The 19,008-nt window shown below is 56.7% G+C and carries 15 protein-coding genes; 9 read left to right on the top strand and 6 right to left on the bottom strand.

Features of this window, described 5'->3' with window-relative positions:
- Window positions 1–474: 474 nt before the first annotated feature.
- Entirely contained in the window at window positions 475–2,907 is a 2,433-nt protein-coding gene (locus Q1K76_RS09035) for a TonB-dependent receptor (RefSeq protein ID WP_300132717.1), read from the bottom strand.
- A 126-nt stretch (window positions 2,908–3,033) separates the two neighbouring features.
- Entirely contained in the window at window positions 3,034–3,828 is a 795-nt protein-coding gene (gene zupT, locus Q1K76_RS09030; RefSeq protein WP_087408726.1) for a zinc transporter ZupT, read from the bottom strand.
- Between the two features lie 205 nt (window positions 3,829–4,033).
- Here zupT and Q1K76_RS09025 point away from each other — a divergent pair, with 205 nt between their 5' ends.
- The 3 genes from Q1K76_RS09025 to Q1K76_RS09015 are packed head-to-tail and all read left to right on the top strand — an operon-like array spanning window position 4,034 to window position 5,512.
- Window positions 4,034–4,585: a sigma-70 family RNA polymerase sigma factor gene (locus Q1K76_RS09025; RefSeq protein ID WP_300132714.1), complete on the top strand. Its 552-nt coding sequence runs from the start codon at window positions 4,034–4,036 to the stop codon at window positions 4,583–4,585.
- Window positions 4,586–4,628: 43 nt separating this feature from the next.
- On the top strand, window positions 4,629–4,997 hold the full coding sequence (locus Q1K76_RS09020) for a hypothetical protein (RefSeq protein ID WP_300132711.1): 369 nt from the start codon (window positions 4,629–4,631) through the stop codon (window positions 4,995–4,997).
- 23 nt (window positions 4,998–5,020) lie between these two features.
- Complete coding sequence (locus Q1K76_RS09015; RefSeq protein WP_143240937.1) at window positions 5,021–5,512, top strand: hypothetical protein; 492 nt, start codon at window positions 5,021–5,023, stop codon at window positions 5,510–5,512.
- Window positions 5,513–5,627: 115 nt separating this feature from the next.
- Here Q1K76_RS09015 and Q1K76_RS09010 read toward each other — a convergent pair whose 3' ends face one another.
- Together Q1K76_RS09010 and Q1K76_RS09005 are read right to left on the bottom strand one after the other, a co-directional pair.
- Window positions 5,628–7,745, bottom strand: coding sequence for a S8 family serine peptidase (locus tag Q1K76_RS09010; protein WP_300132710.1), 2,118 nt, complete (start codon window positions 7,743–7,745; stop codon window positions 5,628–5,630).
- A gap of 10 nt (window positions 7,746–7,755) precedes the next feature.
- Window positions 7,756–8,757: a hypothetical protein gene (locus tag Q1K76_RS09005; protein ID WP_300132708.1), complete on the bottom strand. Its 1,002-nt coding sequence runs from the start codon at window positions 8,755–8,757 to the stop codon at window positions 7,756–7,758.
- A gap of 126 nt (window positions 8,758–8,883) precedes the next feature.
- Between Q1K76_RS09005 and Q1K76_RS09000 the strand changes: the two genes are divergently transcribed.
- The 4 genes from Q1K76_RS09000 to Q1K76_RS08985 all read left to right on the top strand — a co-directional run bounded on the left by Q1K76_RS09000 (window position 8,884) and on the right by Q1K76_RS08985 (window position 12,401).
- Window positions 8,884–9,951 carry a hypothetical protein gene (locus tag Q1K76_RS09000; RefSeq protein WP_300132707.1) on the top strand — a complete coding sequence of 356 codons (1,068 nt, stop codon included), beginning with the start codon at window positions 8,884–8,886 and terminating at the stop codon, window positions 9,949–9,951.
- Between the two features lie 374 nt (window positions 9,952–10,325).
- Window positions 10,326–10,892, top strand: a complete 567-nt coding sequence (locus tag Q1K76_RS08995) for a manganese efflux pump MntP family protein (RefSeq protein ID WP_087408720.1) — start codon at window positions 10,326–10,328, stop codon at window positions 10,890–10,892.
- A gap of 9 nt (window positions 10,893–10,901) precedes the next feature.
- The gene (locus Q1K76_RS08990) at window positions 10,902–11,927 is read left to right on the top strand and encodes an FAD:protein FMN transferase (RefSeq protein ID WP_300132705.1); all 1,026 of its coding nucleotides are present in this window, start codon (window positions 10,902–10,904) and stop codon (window positions 11,925–11,927) included.
- A 27-nt stretch (window positions 11,928–11,954) separates the two neighbouring features.
- Window positions 11,955–12,401, top strand: coding sequence for a DUF1648 domain-containing protein (locus Q1K76_RS08985; RefSeq protein ID WP_300132703.1), 447 nt, complete (start codon window positions 11,955–11,957; stop codon window positions 12,399–12,401).
- Window positions 12,402–12,461: 60 nt separating this feature from the next.
- Here the strand turns inward: Q1K76_RS08985 and Q1K76_RS08980 are convergent, their stop codons facing one another.
- On the bottom strand, window positions 12,462–13,508 hold the full coding sequence (locus Q1K76_RS08980; RefSeq protein ID WP_087408717.1) for an asparaginase: 1,047 nt from the start codon (window positions 13,506–13,508) through the stop codon (window positions 12,462–12,464).
- A gap of 575 nt (window positions 13,509–14,083) precedes the next feature.
- Here Q1K76_RS08980 and thrA point away from each other — a divergent pair.
- Window positions 14,084–16,519: a bifunctional aspartate kinase/homoserine dehydrogenase I gene (gene thrA, locus Q1K76_RS08975; RefSeq protein WP_300132700.1), complete on the top strand. Its 2,436-nt coding sequence runs from the start codon at window positions 14,084–14,086 to the stop codon at window positions 16,517–16,519.
- A 14-nt stretch (window positions 16,520–16,533) separates the two neighbouring features.
- On the top strand, window positions 16,534–17,757 hold the full coding sequence (locus Q1K76_RS08970; protein ID WP_300132698.1) for a cofactor-independent phosphoglycerate mutase: 1,224 nt from the start codon (window positions 16,534–16,536) through the stop codon (window positions 17,755–17,757).
- A gap of 146 nt (window positions 17,758–17,903) precedes the next feature.
- Here the strand turns inward: Q1K76_RS08970 and Q1K76_RS08965 are convergent, their stop codons facing one another.
- Window positions 17,904–18,746 carry a class I SAM-dependent methyltransferase gene (locus tag Q1K76_RS08965; RefSeq protein WP_300132695.1) on the bottom strand — a complete coding sequence of 281 codons (843 nt, stop codon included), beginning with the start codon at window positions 18,744–18,746 and terminating at the stop codon, window positions 17,904–17,906.
- Window positions 18,747–19,008 lie beyond the last annotated feature (262 nt).

Raw genomic sequence — 19,008 nt, 5'->3', positions numbered from 1 at the left:
AATCGAAAACTAAAATTCTTACTTTTTTTCGGCTTCTGCGCATTTTTAAGTATTAGAGTCATATTTTCACAAATATAAACATTAGTGAAAATTTGGGCTCTTCTCTCAGGTATTTTTCTAAAAATATATTCTTAATATATAACGCATTGGGCTCCTGTTTAAGAGGTTGCTCGTGTCGATGGGCAATTTGACCCTCTTTACATGGGGTGTCGGGGGTGGGCGATAGTGAGGCTGGAAGAGGGGCGACTGCCGTACTTGGGGCACAAGAGGGGCAGGCAGAGTGGTATCGAATCGAAAGAGTGGTGTGAGCAGGGCGCCAGGCTCTTTTAAAATGTTCGTTTATAGCTTAATCCCTCTTTGGGTATTGTAGCGGACGAGCCTGTAAGGTGCCTGGAAATAGCAAGGGCTGCGCCGAAACGAAAGTTCCCGGACACAGCCCCTGACCTTGTGGTTATGGTTTTCTCGTGTTTTGCTTTAGAACTTGAGGGTGATGTCGACGCCGAAGGTGATGGGCCGTCCGCTCTGTACGAAGCTGTTGGGCGAAGCCAGGTTCTCGGCATTCATTGTTTCGAAATAGAAGGCCTGGTAGTGGCGGTTCAGCAGGTTGCGGCCCCAGAGTTTCAGGTCGGCATATTTACCCGAGAGTAGAATCGAGGCGTTTACCAGCCCGTAGAAGTTTTGGGCGGCATCGTTGGCCTCGGTCCAGTAGATTTTGCCCTGGCCCAGGTATTGCAGCTCGAAGGTGACGTCGGTCTCGCGGTCGATGGGCAGCGAGTAGGCTCCCGAGAGGGCGAGGGTATGGGCCGGAGCAAAGGGCACGAAGTTGCCCTTGTAGTCGTTCTCGCCGTCGTTGTAGTCGCGGAAGGTGGCGTGGGTATAGCCATAGCTGGCCGAGAGCAGCAGGTGATTGGTGGGGGTGGCGCGCAGGGCGGCCTCGAGTCCGTAGCTGGCGGTGCGGCCCGAGTTCTTGGTCACGCGGCCGTATCCGCTCACGGCGGCAATCTGCTGGTCGCGGCAGTCGATGTAGAAGAGCGAGAGGTCGGCAAAGAGGTAGTGGTCGATGAGTTGCGAGCGTCCGCCTATCTCGTAGTTCCAGCTATGCTCGGGCTTGTAGGCGATGGCACTGTTCACGTCGGTCGAGCTCTCGAGCGAGGGCATGCCTGCCGGGGCGCTGCGGCTCACGATGGGGCGCGAGCCGGTATTGCCGCCCCCCGTTCCGCCGCCGGGGTTGCCGCCGCCCATGCTCTTCATCAGCTCGCTCATCATGCGGGTGCGTATCTGCGACTGGATGAGGTTGGAGAACATCTGGAAATTGTAGCCTCCCGAGCGGTATCCCCGGGTGGCCGAGGCGTAGACGAAGCTCTTGTTGTCGATGTTGTATTTCAATTCGAATTTAGGCGAGAGTTCGAGGGTCTCCATCGACTCGCGTCCGTCGATGCCCAGCGGCAGAGAGAAGGGTTGGTTGATGACCATGGGCCGTCCGCCGGCATTGATCGAGACCTGTGCATTGCCCGAGAGGGGCGATGTGGCGTGGGTGTGGTGGTAGATGCGGGCCCGCTCGTAGTCGAGGCGCAACCCCACGGTGGCCGAGAGGCCGTCGACGAATATGCGGTTGAGCGTAGCCTGCCCGAATGCCGCCGCGCCGTAGGTGGGGGTCTTGTAGATACCGTCGATGTAGAGGTTGGGGTTGTCGATGGCTACGGTGATGTCGGGCATGCCGGCCAGGGCGGGTTTCTGCTTGAGGGCCGCCAGCTGGTTGTTGGTCTGTTGGGTGATGAGCAGGTCGATGCCGTCTTGCTTGAAGTCGACGGGTCCCTGCGTGTGGATGTCCTGATAGAAGCCGAATAGGCCGCCTACCCACTCCCACCGTTTACCCTGGTGCGACTTGATGGCAAACTCCTGCGAGACGGCGTGCATCTGCTGTTTCTGTTGCAGGGTGAAAATCGAGAGGGGGGTAAAGTCCTGGTCGAGGTGCATGTCGTCGTCGAGGTACTGGTAGCCGGTGGTCGAGGTGAAGATGAACCGGTCGTGGATGTATTGTGCCGATAACCCCGAGGTGAGGAGATCGCGGCGGTACGAGGCCTCGTCGTTGTAGGCGATGTCGCCGGTCTTGTGCTGAGCCTTGTCGTAGTAGGCGTAGGGGTATCCCTGCTGGTCGCTGCTCTCGTAGTCGCCGGTGAGGCTCAGTTTCCACCGTTGGCTGGCCCGCCAGTCGATCTGGATGCGGGCACCGCCTGACCGGGTGCTGCCGCTGTTGCGGTGGGTATACTGGTTTTTGAAGTAACCTTCGTCGCTGCGGTAACGGGCGTTGAGGGCCACGGCCAGATTGTCGGTAATCTTTTGGCTGGTCGAGGCGTTCACTCCCCACAAGTTGTAGTTGCCGAAGCTCAGCTTCACCTTGGAGTCCTGCTTCTCGAGGGGCGAGAGGGTTTTGATGGCGACGAGCCCCGCCATGGTATTGCGGCCGTAGAGGGTGCCTTGCGGCCCCTTCAGTACCTCGATGTGGGCGATGTCGGCAAAGTCGAAGTCGAAAGCGCTCTTGTCGAGGTAGGGTATGTTGTTGACGTAGAGCCCCACGGCCGGCGAGTTGATGCGCGAGCCGATGCCCCGGATGTAGGCCGACGAGATGAGTTTCGATCCGTAGTCGGGGATGAAGAGGTTGGGCACGAGGGTCGAGATGTCTTTGACCGAGTGGATGTTCATGCGGTCTATCTGCTCGGTATCGAGGTACGAGATGGAGCCGGGAAACTCAAACAGGTTCGATTCCCACTTGGGGTTACTGATGATGGTGACGGCATTCAGGTTGTAGAGGCGGTTCCCCAGCGAGTCGGTGGTGACGGGAGCGGGATCGGCCGTAGCCGCGAACGTGGAAAGGAGCCCTAAGGCCGGGAGCAAAAATCTTTTCATAAATCTTGTTTACCTTGCCGGGAGGCACAGCGGTGGAACCTCCCCGTGAATTAACGGTGGCAAAGTAACATCGGAAAAGTGGTTGTCGCAATCCTCACTAATAGTGATTTTTTGGGAGAGTCGACCCTACAAAAAGAGCAGCAGGCTGAAGGCCATGACCGCCATGCCGGTGATGACGCCGCCTATGCCGTAGTGGTGATGGCCGTATTTCTCGGCGCCGGGCAGCAATTCGTCGAACGAGATGAAGACCATGATACCCGAGACGAAGGCCAGCAGCAGGGCGTGGATGAGGGGGGTCCAGAAGGGGAGCAGGAAGAGGAAGCCGATGAGGGCCCCTACCGGCTCGGCCAGACCCGAGGAGAGCGAGTACCAGAAGGCTTTCTTGCGGCTGCCCGTGGCCTGGTAGATGGGTACCGACACGGCTATGCCTTCGGGTATGTTGTGTATGGCGATGGCCACGACTATGGGGATGGCGATGTCGAGGTTGCCCAGTGCCGAGGCGAAGGTAGCAAGCCCCTCGGGGAAGTTGTGGATACCGATGGCCAGCGCCATGAGCACTCCGGTGCGTTGCAACCGGCGGGTGTCGGAGAGCTCCTCGACACGGTGTATCTCGTGCGGGTTCTCGTCTTCGGGGATGAGGAAGTCGATGAGGGCGATAAACGAGGTGCCGGCAAAGAAGGCGGCCAGCATGCAGATGTGGGCCATGCGCGGGCTCATCTGCTGGCCCAGCATGCCCAGTGCCTCGGGCATCAGCTCCATGAACGAGATGTAGACCATGACTCCGGCCGAGAATCCGAGGGCGGCCGAGAGAAACTTGGTGTTGGTGCGCTTGGCAAAAAAGGCGATGAGGCTCCCCACGCCGGTCGATAGCCCGGCGATCATCGTCAGCACGAAGGCCAGGAGGATCGAACTTGTTTCCATAATCTTCAATATAAAAAGGTGTGGGGGGAGCGGTGCCGGCGCCGGGAGTCCGGGCAGGGGGCATCCCCTCGTGTCGAGGCGACAAATGTAATGTATTAAATGGCTTTACGGTCGAAATCGAATAATAAAAATAACAAAAAAGAGCAAGATATGTTAGGAACAAACCGCACGCTCTGTGTATCTTTATCGCCGCAAAGTAGAGATTATGCAAGAGTATAACGAAGATATTGTCATCGAGCAACTACAAAATCCGGCTACCGTGCGTCAGGCTTTTGCCCGGGTGGTAGAGCGGTACAGCCAGCCGCTCTACTGGCAGATACGGAAGATGGTGCTTTCGCACGACGACGCCAACGATTTGTTGCAGAATACCTTTTTGAAGGCTTGGGGCTGCATCGAATACTTCAGAGGCGACGCCAAGCTCTCGACCTGGCTCTACCGCATAGCCGTGAACGAGACCCTCACCTTTCTGGCCAAGGAGCGCGAGCTGCGCAACCTCAAGGCCGACGATGCCGACGACTTCCTGCTGCTCAATATCGAGAGCGACGAATACTTCGACGGCGACCGGGCCCAGCGGCTGTTGCAGGAGGCCATCGTGCGGCTGCCCGAGAAGCAGCGGCTGGTCTTCAACATGCGCTATTTCGACGAGATGAAATACGAGGAGATGTCCGAAATCATGGGCACCTCGGTGGGTGCGCTCAAGGCCTCGTATCACCATGCCGCCAAAAAAATAGAAGAATATCTGCATGAACATATTTAAACCTTTTCACTCATTTCCCGTCTAACAAACAAAAGGTGTAGCTATGGAAAAGAAGAGTCCCATATTAGATGAAATCGGCCGGAAACACGGTATGAAGGTTCCGGAAAACTATTTTGCCGATTTCACCGAGAAGATGGTCGAGAGTCTGCCCGAGCGGGAGTTCCCGATGCCCGAGCAACCTACGCTGTGGCTGCGGGTAAGGCCGTGGGTCTATATGGCCGCCATGTTTGCGGGCGTGTGGCTCATGCTCAAGATGTTTACCGGTATCTTCTCGGTAGAGAGAGGCGAGACCCCTCAGGTAGAGATGACCGCCTCGGCACCCGAAGAGGGTACCGTCGAGGAGGAGTGGTTTGCCCACTACGTCGACGATTACACGGCGTATGAGATGCTGTATACCGAGGGCGATTATTAACAAGAATGGAACGAACATTGGTTATGAAGAAAGTAGTTTTGATAATGTGGGTAATCCTCGCCTGCGGATTGCCCTTGTCGCTGGCGGCTCAGAACAAGGCCGGCAAATCGAATGAACAACGCAAGGCCCAGTATGAGCAGTTCTGCCAGTTCCGTCGCGATTACATGACGAAGCAAATCGGGCTCACCGAGCAGGAGGCCCAGCAGTTCTTTACCCTCTATGAAGAGCTGGAGTCGAAGAAGTGGAAAATCGACAAGGAGGCTCGCGACTTTGCCCGCAAGGTAGCTCATGCGAAGGGTACCGTATCGGATACCGAGTATGAAAAAGCCGCCCAGGCTCTGCTCGAGAAAGACGAGAAGATGGCGCAGCTCGACCGCGAGTATTACGACAAGTTCAAGAGCTTCCTCTCGAGCGAGCAGCTCTTCAAGTTCAAGAATGCCCAGATGAAGTTCCCGCGTGCCATGATGAAGTGGCATGGCGGAAAGAACGGCCAGCACAAGGGGCGGGGCAAATAACCCGCAGCATCCGGCCCGGGCGCGGGCGGGGCGCATGACAAGATAACGAAAGAGGGATTTCTACCGGTGTGGTGGAAATCCCTCTTTTGTTGTTTGCGGGTCAGAGGCTGCACGGTCAGCGCACGAGCACCTTCTCGCCGTGGCTGCCGATGCGTACGATATAGAGCCCGGCAGGAACGCCCGTCGCCTGCCACTCGATGCGAGAGCCCGGGGTGGCCTCGATGGTAGCGTCGTAGCGTACGATGCCGTCGGGGCTGGTCAGTACGATGCGGGTACGGCCGGCCTGTTCAGTAAAGAGAATGCCGTCGCGATAGAGACGGTAGGGTTTACCGGCAGAGGTCGGACGGTCTATGCCGCTGGGCGACAACACCTCGCCGATACCGGCCAGGGCGTCAATCTTGCCATAGCCGTAGACCGGGTTGGGGCAGGTGCCCGTGTAGCTGTCGGAGCGGGCGGTCTTTTTCAGAATCAGTTGAATATCCTCGGGCGATAGCTCGGGGTTGGCCTCGAGCCAGGTGGCTATGACTCCGGCCACGAAAGGCGAGGCCTGCGAGGTCCCTGTCATCTGCCCCCAGAAGTAGCTCTTCCCGTCGAGGGTAGCCGAGGCTACGGTGTTGGCGCTGCTCTCCTTGTAGTAGTCGGAGTAGGACGACACGGCACTGAATATCATGCCGCCCGGGGCCGTCACGTCGGGTTTTACCCGTCCGTCGGCGCTGGGGCCGCAGCTCGAGGTGTAGTTAATCTTGTTCAGCGGGTAGTCGATGAGCATCGATTGCTTGTTGCCCGAGTAGTTGGTCCAGACGTTGCGGGTGGTGTAGTTGCCCACCGAGATGGTGCGTCGGCCGGTACCACCCAGTTCGCCCAGCGTGTATTCGGTGTCGTAGCTCACGTGCGAACTCTTGCCGTTGTCGGTGAACTGTCCGCTGTTCTTGTCGGTCCACAGGTCGATGTGCTGGGGTTGGCCCTCGACGCTTACCTCGATATTATATCCTTTCAGGTTCAGGTTGTTGAGGGCAATCCGATACATGCGTCGCGAGCCGTTCCACAACTCGGTGTAGCAGGCAATCTCGCCCCCTTCGGAGTAGTTGTAGTCGTCGGGTACGGCAAAGCTCTGGTCGGCACCGTCGGCCGTACAGCTCCATACCGCGGCCCCTTGCGAGTCGGTGAGCGAGAGGGTCACGGCAAAGCCGTCGGTCTGCCCCCAGACCTCGAAGGTATTCGATTCGTAGCCCGTAGGTTTGAAGTAGGTACGCACCGGGGTAGAACCGTCGGTCAGCGTCATCGAAGCGTGAGCCTTGTTTTTGGCATCGTTGCCGATCGAGCCTACCAGAATGTGCCCCTTGTCCACCAGTGCGTCGATGGCCTGGTCGAAGAGCGAGGTTCCGTCGTGCGGCCCGTACGAGGTATTCAGGCTGATGTTGACTACCGCCGGGCAGCCGATGGAGTCGGCATAGCTGAAGATGTACTGGATGCCGTTGAGGATGTCGGTATCTTCGAGCGTCGAGCCCACCATCACCAGGCGGGCATCGTAGGCCACGCCGTAGTAGGGGTTGCGGTCGAGCGACGTGGTGGCCGAGGTCTGTACGGGGCCGAAGTATCCGCCGCCCGCGATACCGGCCACGTGGGTGCCGTGGGTCTGCTCGGTGTTGTCGGTACCCTCGGCGAGGATACTCTCGCGGGTGGTCAAGAGCCGGTCGTTCATCTGGTTCCAGAATCGCACGATACGCAAGGTATCGCCTTCGGCCGAGCGGAAGGCCGGGTGGGCCACATCGAAGCCCGAGTCGACGAATCCCAACACGACACCTCTCCCCGTGAAGGGCGAGACAAGTGATTCGCCGCTCTGTACTTGGTTGACGAAGGTCTCGCTACGGGCCTGGTCGAGCGACGGGGTGGCCTGGCGCGAGAGTTCGGCCCGCAGGACAAACGGCTGTTGCAGCAATCGGTCGAGCTGGGCGCGGTCGGTCTGCACGGTGTAGAAGCCATGGCCCAGCGATACGCACGAGCGGGCTCCGGCCGCAAGCAGGTCGGCCTCGGTAGCCGAGGCATCGCACTGGAGCAGGAGCCGCAAGGGAACCTCCCGGGTTGTCGATTTCAGACGGGTATCGGTGTGTCGGGTCTGGTCGAGCATTTGACGCGACGAGGCCGACAACTTGGAGTCGTCGGCCCGGCAAGCCAGGCCGTTGAGCAGGAGAGCTCCTGCCAGCAGCATGGCGCAGCAATGAATTTTGTTCATGGGTTAGGCTTTAGAGGGCGCACACCTTGCAGGTGTTGTTCCCTATTTTTACAAGATAGATTTGACCCGGAGCGAAGGGGAAGGCATACAGCCCGTTGTTGGTCTGTCCCAGGCTGACCAGTCGGCCGTCGGTGGTGTAGATGGCAACCGGCAGCGATTCGTTCTGGTTGACCGAGAAGCCTTCGCGGGTAACCGTCAGTTCGAATTGAGCCGACGTAGCCTCGTCGATGCCCGAACCGTATCCCACGGCCACATCGTCGATGTAGAGGTAGTTGCCCTCGGCTACTTCGAGCGGTTGGTCGGGTTGTTTGCTCAGGTAGTTCGAGGCGCAGAAGACGATGTTCATCTTCTCGGGCGTTTCGTCCGAGAGGTAGTCGATGGTTACCTCTTGCGTTTCGAAGGCGTCGATGTCGTTGTCGATGGTGAGCGAACCCGACCCGATGAGGGTGGCTCCGGCATTACCGGCCAGTACGGCGCTCATCTCGTCGGTGTGCGAGGCACCGCTGATGTCGGTCGACGAGGCGCTGCCTTTCCACAGATATACGGCGATGTGGGCGGCATCGTCGATGTCGCTGGTGGGGGCGTTGTAGTATTGGGCCTTGAAGGTAATCTTCTGGGGACGGGCCGTGAACTCCACGCCGCCGTCAACGCCCAGGTCGCCGGTAGCTGCCGTGCAGTAGGTGGTGTTTACATAGAGCCAGGGGGTGCCCAGCGACAGGATGCCGGGAATCACATAGCCGTACTTTGTGCCGAATACGATGGACCCGGCAAAGGTGTTTTCGATGATGGGGTAGGCATCGGTAGTGTCGCCACCCTTGGAGACTGTGCCGGCTTTCATGCTGATAAGGCCGCTTACGTTGGAGTAGAGTGAATGCCAGCCTGTGGGTTGTTCCTTTTGGCTGCCTCCGTCGCTCTCCCAGGTGCCGTTGAAGTTATCGCCCGAGAACTCTTGAGCTTGAACTGTGAATAAAGATGCAATGCAGCAACTTAAAATAAGATAAAAATTCTTCATAATCCTATCCTCCTAAATAAAATTGTAATAATAGTCCTATTTTTGCGCCGGCAAAGTAAAGAATAAAAGTTGTTATTTTGGAAAGAGGAAAAGGAAAATAGTAGTAATATTTAATAATTAAGGTTTATGAGAAAGAAATTTGCTTCGTATTTCTGCATATTTATGTCACTTTTTGTTTTTGCGGCATGCAGCGAAGATTCACAAAAAAGCGAAGAACCCACGGTAACCCCTCCGGGCGGTGACGATACGACCGTTTATTGGGAGACAACCTATGCCGACCTCTCGGCCCTGGTGAACCAAGGTATCGACCAGGTGTGGAGTGCGGCCGCCGGTGCTACGGTAGACCAGGAGAACCGCACCCTCTATGTGCAGGACCAGAAGGGCAACCGGTATAAAGCCACGGTTGCGGTCGACGGTACTACCGTGACCTCGATCGTGATGGAGCTTGCCGGACAGTCGGCCGGACAGGATGCTGCCGTTTGGGAGAGTCTGGTCACTTCGTTCCGCGACCTGAAACTGGGTACGTTCCTGGGAACGAAATTCAAGGATTACACGACCGGCGAAGGGGGTGTGAAGCAGACGACCGAGGAGACTCTGCCGCTGTTGACCTCCGAGGCCAATATGCTTATCTTCCCCATTTTCGGCATTCAAAAGACGGTTTACTGCTGCCCCGTGATGGACAAGGATAAATTCAGGATTGAGCTCTGCCGCAACTATCTGGCCCTCGATTTCAGTACGCTGGGCCGCTACGTGGGCGGTAACATCGACGAGGTGCTGCAAGAGTATTACGCCATCGGCAACAAGGTTCTCTTCGGTACCGCCATGTCGTATATCTATTTCGACAGCGCTATCGATGCCAAGGGCAACAGCTACACGGCCTACTTCGACTCGGACAAGACTCTGGAGACGATTCTCGAAATCTCGGTCTATGTACCCGAGAACGACCAGACCATCACCCGGTGGAAAGATATGCTCGAGAATTATGCCGACTACAATCTGGGTACCCTCACCTCGATTTATGTGACCGATGCCTTCGGCGACAAGGTGCAAGACCTGGCCGATGCTCAGGCTGCCTTTGACCTCTATGAGACCAACGGTCGTGCCAACGGTATCATTGCCACCTTCACGACGGCTTACGGCTCCAACTCGTTGATTCTGAATAAAGACTATTGCTACGTGATTTTGCGCAAGTAAAACGCTTGAAACATAGATTTTGTATGAAACGTCGCAACGCTCGGGGGTATCCCTCCGGGCGTTGTGTTTTTTTGCCGGCTGGGGCCGCCGAAAGAAAAACCGGCGCGATGACGAACAAAACGGGTAGAGGCTTGTTTTAGAGATACAGGCACCGCTCTTGTGTGCCGGTCGGGACACTGTGGTTTTCGCTCTCCCGTGAACCGTTCCGCACCGTGAGGTGTTTTCTATATATACTGTGTTATGTGTGTGACAGCGGAGGAACCGCAACTCTCGTGAGCTGCGATTCCCCCGCTCTGTGTAAATTGTTCCGATGTGAGTATTGGGCGAGCCGGGAACTTTTGTACCTTTGTGGTGAAACATAATTCGAATAACTTGTGTCGCTATTAGCACTTTTTGTTTTGGCGGTGGGGCTGTGTATGGACAGCTTTGCCGTATCGCTGACTTCGGGCGTGCTGCTGAAGCCCTTCAAATGGTCGCGGGTCTTGAAGATAGCCGCCTTTATGGCTCTGTTTCAGGGGGGCATGCCGCTCATCGGCTGGGCTCTGGGCATCGGTTTCAAAAGCTATATCGAGGCGTATGACCATTGGGTGGCCTTCGGGGTGTTGCTCTTCCTGGGAGCGAAGATGATTTGGGAGGGCTGGCCTCGCAAAAACGAGGAGGAGCCCTGCTGCATGGACCCTTCGGATACGCGTACGCTCGTGGGGCTTTCGCTGGCTACGAGCATCGATGCGCTGGCGGTGGGCATCTCGTTTGCCTTCCTCAACATGTCGATGCTGCTCCCTACGATTGTCATTGCCGGTGTCACCTTTGTATTCTCGATTGCCGGGCTGTGGGTGGGCCGCCAGTTTGGCCGCCACATACATAACTATGCCGAGGTGCTGGGTGGGGTGATTCTCATCGGCCTGGGGATAAAAATTCTGTTGGAACATATCTATTTTTAAGAGTCGGTTATGGATAGACGATATGCACGTTCGTGGGTAGCGGTGGTCCTGTTTCTGGTGGTCTTTCTGGTGGCCAGCACGATGCGCCGTTGCGAAAAGAATACCTACCAGTATGACGAGGGGCTCATCTTCGGTACCTTCTACCACATCACCTATCGGTCGGACGAGTCGTTGGCCGAGGCCATCAAGCAGGAGCTCCTGCGGTTCGACGGTTCGCTTTCGCCCTTCAACGACACGTCGCTCATCACGCGGGTCAACCAGGGTGTTCCGGTCGAGACCGATGCGTGGTTCGAGCATGTCTTTACCGCCTCGCAACAGGTCTATCGTCGCACGGGCGGAGCCTTCGACCCCACGGTATCGCCGCTGGTCAATGCCTGGGGATTCGGGTTCAAGAAGGGTATCTTCCCCGGCTCGACGCAGGTCGACAGTCTGCTGGCCCATGTGGGCATGAACAAGCTCTCGCTTGAGAACCATCGGGTGGTCAAGAGCGACTCGCTGGTGACCCTCAACTTCTCGGCCATTGCCAAGGGGTATGCCTGCGACGTGATAGGACAGTTGCTTACCGACCGCGGTATCGACGACTACATGGTCGAAATCGGTGGCGAGATGGTGGTGCGCGGCCGCAATCCCGAGGGGAAGCCCTGGCGGGTAGGGGTGAACCGCCCGACCATCGAGGATGGCGAGGCCGGTACCATCGAAGAGGTATTGCAGATGACCGGGGGCGGACTGGCTACCTCGGGCAACTACCGCAACTACCGCGTGGTCGACGGCAAACGCATTGCCCACACCATCGACCCGGTGACGGGCTATCCCGTGCAACACTCGCTGCTGAGTGCTACGGTGCTGGCCCCCGACTGCATGACGGCCGACGCCTACGCCACGGCTTTCATGGTGATGGGGCTCGAGCGCAGCCGGGCACTGGTCGATTCGCTGCCGGGCATCGAGGCGCTCTTCCTCTACCAGAATCCTACCGATACGGCTCGCATCGACTGCTGGGTGACTGCCGGCATGCAGAAACTGATCTTGAAAAAGTAAGATAACCCGGATAATAAGAAGATTGCCATGAAACGATTTTGGAGAGAAACACCGGCATGGTTTTTCCTGCTTGCCTCTTTTGTGGTAGGTGTGTGGATCCAGTTCGACAATCGGTCCGAAGTGCCCCTGCACTTTAATGCCCGGGGCGAAGTGGATAGCTGGGGCGATGCCTCAACGGCACTTCTGCTGCCCGCGATAGCTCTGGTGCTGTATGGACTGCTCACCTGGGTGCAGCATCACCCCCGGCATTGTAACTATCCGGTCGAGATAACCGACGAGAACCGGGAGCAGGCCTATCGCCAGATGTCGCGCATCGTCTACCGCATCAAGCTTCTGGTCATGGCTCTCTTCCTCTACCTCACGCTGGGGGTAGCCCTGGTGGTGGAGATTAGTTTCTTCCTGATTCTGGCTATTGCTCTGGCCGTTCCCTTTATCATCGTGACCGGCTGGTCGCAAGTGGGCAAAAACAAGTGAGGCCAAGCTGCTTTTGCGCTTCGCCTCACGGCTATCTCAATGAAATAAGATTGTCGGGTTTCAGTTGTGCAGCGTGAGGGTAATCTCGCCGCTGAGCGAACAGTTCATGTTCTCCTTGACCACCTTCGAGGGGTATTCGTGACCGAAGAGGAACATCAGCTTGGTGAGCACCGCCTCGGTGGTGCTGTCGTATCCGCTTACCACGCCGGCATTTTCGAGCTTGCTGCCCGTGCCGTAGCGGCTCATCTGCACGGTGCCGCCCATGCACTGGCTCACGTTGACGATAACGATACCCTTGTCTACCGCCTCCTTGAGCAGGTTGAGGAACCACTCCTTGACCGGTGCGTTGCCCGACCCGAAGGTTTCGAGCACGACCCCCTTCAGTCCCGGGATGTTCAGTATCGAGCGTACGGTCTGCTCCGAGATGCCGGGGAATAGTTTCAGCACCACGATGTTGGTGTTCATCAGGTAGTGGGGGCGCAGCGGTTTGTGGGTGACGCGGGCTATTTGGTTCTCGTCGTAGTGGATGTGCACGCCCACCTGGGCCAGCGGCGGGTAGTTGGTCGACACGAAGGCGTTGAAACTCTCGGCACTGATTTTGGTGGTGCGGTTGCCGCGCAACAGGTGGTTGCCGAAGAAGATGCACACCTCGGGTACCAGCGGTTCGCCGGCACTGTTTTTGGCGGCAGCTATTTCGATGGCGGTGATGAGGTTCTCCTTGCCGTCGGTGCGCAGCATGCCGATGGGCAGTTGCGAGCCGGTGAGGATGACGGGCTTGTTGAGGTTCTCGAGCATGAAGCTCAGGGCCGAAGCCGTGTAGGCCATTGTGTCGGTACCGTGCAGCACGACAAAGCCGTCGAACAGGTCGTAGTTGTCGGCGATGATGTGCACGAGTTTCACCCACGAGTCGGGTTCGATTTCCGACGAATCGATGGGGGGCTCGAATTGTACGGTCGAGATGGAGAATCCGAGTTGTCTCAACTCGGGGACCTTGTCGAGGAGATGGTGAAAGTTGAACGGTTCGAGACTTCCCGTCTGGCTGTTCTCTACCATTCCGATGGTACCACCGGTGTAAATGATAAGAACCGATGTTATATTTTCAGACATACACAATGGTTTTACAAAGTGAAACAAGCGTGTGCCGCCATGTTCCGGAGGCGATGCAACTTTGCACCCCAGCCTCCTGTTTGGCTCTACAAAAATAATCATTTGCGGGAGAAAATAACATTTTGTCGGGCGAAAACTTTGTGCCTCTTTGTCCGGGCGATTGTTTCGTGGCAAAAAGATAATTTCAAAATGCCGTTTAAAAACCCGTTGAAAATATAAAATTGTAAAACGAACAGGATTATTTTAAATCATTTTGTGATTGTTCGACTGGAAAATCAAAAAAAAGATTACTTTTGCAAAACAAGAGATGTTTTATATCAATCTGGCCGGCCACCCTGCCGTTTGTGAAACTCCGGGGTGTCGGTTCCGAAAAAGAGAACGCCATGATCGAACGGCTGTATACCTTATTTTGTAACTGCATGCACGCAACGGGTACCACCCCTTAGGGGGGAGGATGTTGTTTTTTGTGTCGATAGACCGTTGCGATATAGTTTTTCAACCAAATTTTTTTTGAACGGGTGTGGCTTGCTCTCTCTCCAAGGGGTGCGAAGCTGCGCCGATAGAATAGTGCAGATATGAAAGTATTGAAATTCGGAGGCACTTCGGTAGGTTCGGTCGAGAGCATGTCGAGTGTCAAACAGATAGTAGAGAGTTGTCACGAGCCGGTTATCGTCGTGGTGTCGGCTCTGGGTGGAATTACCGACCGCCTGATCGAGACTGCCCGGGTGGCCGTGGTGGGCGGTGATGGCTATGAGAGCCACTTCAGAGCCATTGTCGAGCGTCACAAGACGATGGTGCAGCAGGCCGTAGAGCCGGCGAAACAACTCGAGCTGCTGGCCCTTATCGACCCGCTGTTGGGCGAGCTGGGCAATATCTTCAGGGGGGTGTCGCTCATCAAGGACCTCTCGACCAAGACGCTCGACACGATTGTGAGTTACGGCGAGCGGCTCTCGTCGCTCATCGTGAGTCGGGTCATCGAGGGGGCGGTTCACTACGATGCCCGCTTTTTCATCAAGACCAGCCGCCAGTATGGCAAGCACATTGTCGACTTCGACGAGACCAACAAGCTGGTGAAACGCTACTTTGCCGAGTTGCCCCGGGTGGCCGTGGTGCCCGGCTTCATTGCGTCGGACCGCATCACGGGCGATGTGACCAACCTCGGCCGGGGTGGGTCGGACTACACGGCATCCATCCTGGCTACGGCGCTCGGTGCCTCGCAACTCGAAATCTGGACCGATGTCGACGGCTTTATGACGGCCGACCCGCGGGTTATCAACACCGCTTATGTCATCGAGCACCTCTCGTTTACCGAGGCGATGGAGCTCTGTAACTTCGGGGCGAAGGTCATCTACCCGCCCACCATCTATCCGGTATTTCACAAGAATATCCCTATCCTCATCAAGAATACGTTCAACCCGTCGGCCCCCGGTACCCTCATCTCGGCCGACCATTCGCACGTCGAGGGGAAGGCCATCAAAGGCATCTCGTCGATCAACGACACCTGCCTCATCACCCTCTCGGGCATGGGCATGGTGGGGGTAATCGGTATCAACTCGCGCATCTTCAACACCTTGGCCCGGTCGGGGGTCAGTGTGTTTCTGGTGTCGCAGGCTTCGTCGGAAAACAATACCACCTTTGCCGTGCGCAACGCCGACGCCGATGTGGCCGTGCGGGTGCTGCGCGAGGAGTTCAAGGGCGAGATGGCCGTGGGCGAAATCTCTTCGATCGAGGCCGAGAAGGAGCTGGCTACCGTGGCTATTGTGGGCGAGAACATGAAACACACGCCCGGCATTGCGGGCAAGCTGTTCAACGTGCTGGGTCGCAACGGTATCAATGTGATAGCCTGTGCACAGGGGGCGTCGGAGACCAACATCTCGTTTGTCATTGCCCGCGACAGTCTGCGCAAGGCTCTCAACGTCATACACGATTCGTTTTTCCTCTCCGAGTCGCAGGTGCTCAACCTCTTTGTGGCTGGGGTGGGGACCGTGGGGCGCGACCTGCTGAAACAGATTTGCAAACAGCAGCAGCGGCTGCTCGAGACCAAGGCCTTGCAGTTGCGGCTGGTGGGTATCGCCAACTCGCGCAAATGTCTCTTCGACCGCGAGGGTATCGACATCGAACATGGCATCGAGCTGCTCGACCGCGAGGGTACACCCTCTTCGCCTCAGCGGCTCAGAGACGAGATTATCGCCATGAACATCTTCAACTCGGTATTTGTCGACTGCACGGCCAGCCCCGACATTGCCGCGCTGTATCGCTCGCTGCTCGACCACAACGTGTCGGTGGTGGCCTCGAACAAGATTGCCGCTTCGGGCTCGTACGACCTGTACCGCGAGCTGAAGCAGACCGCCCGCAAGCGCGATGTGAAGTACCTCTTCGAGACCAACGTAGGGGCGGGGCTGCCTATCATCAATACCATCAACAACCTCATCAACAGCGGCGACAAGATACTCAAGATCGAGGCGGTTGTCTCGGGTACGCTCAACTACATATTCAATGTGGTGAGCGGGCAGGTGCCCCTGAGCCGTGCCGTGCGCATGGCGCAGGAGGCGGGGTACAGCGAGCCCGACCCCCGTATAGACCTGTGTGGTCAGGATGTCATCCGCAAACTGGTGATACTGGCCCGTGAGGCCGGCTACCGGGTGGAGCAGAGCGATGTAGAGAAGCATCTCTTCATTCCCGAATCGTACTTCACCGGGAGCCTCGACGACTTCTGGCGGGCGATTCCCGACTACGATGCCACCTTCGAGGCCTATCGCCGGCAGGTGGCCGAGCGGGGACGGGTGCTGCGCTTTGTGGCCACGCTCGACCACGGCAAGGTGGAGGTGGGGCTGCGCGAGGTCGATTCGGCCCATCCCTTCTACCACCTCGAGGGGAGCAACAACGTCATCTCCATTACCACCGAGCGGTACCGCGAGTATCCCATGGTTATCAAGGGCTACGGAGCCGGGGCCGAGGTGACGGCTGCCGGTGTCTTTGCCGATATAATAGGAATTGCCAACATTCGATAAAAAAGGAGTTTGTCATGAAACACATCATAGTATTGGGCGACGGCATGGCCGATGAGCCCATCGAGGAACTGGGCGGACGCACGCCCCTGCAGGCTGCCGATACGCCCGCCATGGACTGGCTGGCCGCTCACGGTCGTTGCGGAATGTTGAAAACCGTACCCGAAGGCTACCATCCCGGCAGCGAAATCGCCAATCTGGCGGTGCTGGGCTACGACCTCGACCGCGTATTTGAGGGGCGGGGCTCGCTGGAGGCGGCCAGTATGGGGGTCGACATCGAGCCGGGCGAGATGGCCATGCGCTGCAACCTCGTCTGTATCGAAAACGGCCTCATCAAGAACCACTCGGCCGGTCACATCACGACCGCCGAGGCCGGCGAACTCATCGACTTCCTGCAACGGGAGTTGGGAGGCGGCGATGCCAATTTCTACCGCGGGGTATCGTATCGCCATCTGCTCAAGCTCAAGGGGGGCGACAAGCGGGTCGACTGCACCCCGCCGCACGATGTGCCCGGTACCCCCTTCCGCGACGTGATGGTGCGCCCTCTGGTGCCCGAGGCCACGGCTACAGCCGACCGCCTGAACGAGCTGATTCTGCGCTCGCAGCAGATTTTGCCCTCGCACCCCGTGAACCTGCGGCGTGTGGCCGAGGGGAAAGACCCCGCCAACAGCATCTGGCCCTGGTCGCCGGGTTACAAGCCCAGCATGGAGACTTTGGCCCAACGCTACGGCATACGCAGCGGGGTGGTTATCTCGGCCGTCGACCTTATCCGGGGCATCGGCGTCTATGCCGGTCTGCAGCCTGTCGAGGTCGAGGGAGCCACGGGTCTCTACAATACCAACTACGAAGGAAAAGTTCAGGCTGCAATCGATGCGTTATATGCACATGATTTTGTATATTTGCATATCGAGGCCAGCGACGAGGCGGGCCACGAAGGTGATGTGGCGCTGAAGCTCCGCACGGTCGAGTATCTCGACCACCGCGTGCTGAAACCGCTCATCGAGGCTGTTGCCCGCATGGACGAGCCGGTAGCCATCGCCCTCTTGCCCGACCATCCCACGCCTTGCCGGGTGCGCACCCACACGGCGGCCCCCGTGCCGTTCGTCATTTATAAACCGGGTGAAACTCCCGATGCCGTGCAGATATATAACGAGGAGAGCGTGGTGGATGGCCGTTATGGCTCGTTGTCGGGCGATGCGTTTATCCGTGCTCTTTTTGCGGCGCCCGATTCGGGAGAGTAGTCCGTTGGGCTATCCCGACAAAACAAAATCAATCCTTGCCAACAGACAACTGCGCCGCGGGTTCTTTTGAAAAAAGCCGCGGCGCAGTTGTCTGTTGTCGATGTGAATATATCTCGGTTTTAGCCATTCGTAGGCAGATGGTCACCCTAAACCGGTTTTTCGATGACCAGCAGATCCTGAAAGTCGGGCGAAGTCTCTACGGTTCCCGACCAGCTGCCGTAGTAAATGCCGCTTAAGTTCAGATGGTTGTCTGTAATCATCTGTTTGAGATAAGTCTCGTCGAAGGCAATGTTGGCCTCTCGTACTTTCTCGTCGAGCAAAGCATATCCCTCATGCTGGTGGGAAAAATTGAAGTAGGATTTTCCGCTCTTCATCTGCTGCCCGATGGCATCGTTGATGAGGAAGAAGGTGGCCACGCACTTGCCTCCAGGGGTTAGCACTCTCTCAATCTGAGCAAGGTAATTGTTGACATCGGCGGGCAGCATGTGGGTAAATACCGAAGTGAGTACGACACAGTCGTAGGCATTGTCGGGATAGGGGAAGATAAACTGGCTGGCTTTCTGCTCGGTAGCCAGATTGTACAGGTCGTTTTTCAGGTCGACGTGCAGAAAGTGGAAGTTGGGACAGTTGGGGGCAATATGCTTGTTGCACCAGTCGATTCCTTTTTTCACAATGTCGAAACCGTCGTACCGGCCACTGCTGTCGAGAAAGCGGGTGAGTGGTACAGCCAGTCGTCCAATGCCGCAGCCCACATCGAGAATATGGCTTTGAGGAGTGACAGCTCCATACTGTCGCAAGATGCCGAGCAGTCGTTCGCCCTGTTCTCGGAAATCGCCCGAGCCGATGAATATCAGTCCTTTGGGCGGAGTGAGCCGGTCTCTTTTGCCAGTAATCCCATCGAAGCAGTCTATGGGGAAATAGTATATACGCCGGGCCAGGAAGCGCATTTGGGGGGAAAGGGCATAATAGATTTTTCGAAGTAGATTCATGACGGTTTTTGGAAATAAGTCAAATTTAGTATTATAGGTATAGGCAAAGATACGTATAGATTTTGGTAGTTAATAAATACGTAAATGCTTTTTGTATAAAGAAAGGAAACATTTGTTGGCGATTTTCAAGAATTAACGCCGCATGTCGGGTATAAAAAGAGAATCTTTTAAGACTCTGTTCTCAAAAAAAATTTTACCTTTGTATCGGAGGCAAGAGAATTTCAATCCTCTTTTCTCCTCGGATATGACACAGGAAAAGTAA

It is taken from the genome of uncultured Barnesiella sp. (genome assembly GCF_946496565.1).
GTDB lineage: Bacteria > Bacteroidota > Bacteroidia > Bacteroidales > Barnesiellaceae > Barnesiella > Barnesiella merdigallinarum.
Note: the sequence above shows the minus strand (reverse complement) of the source record. Positions and strands in the feature narration are given on the sequence as shown.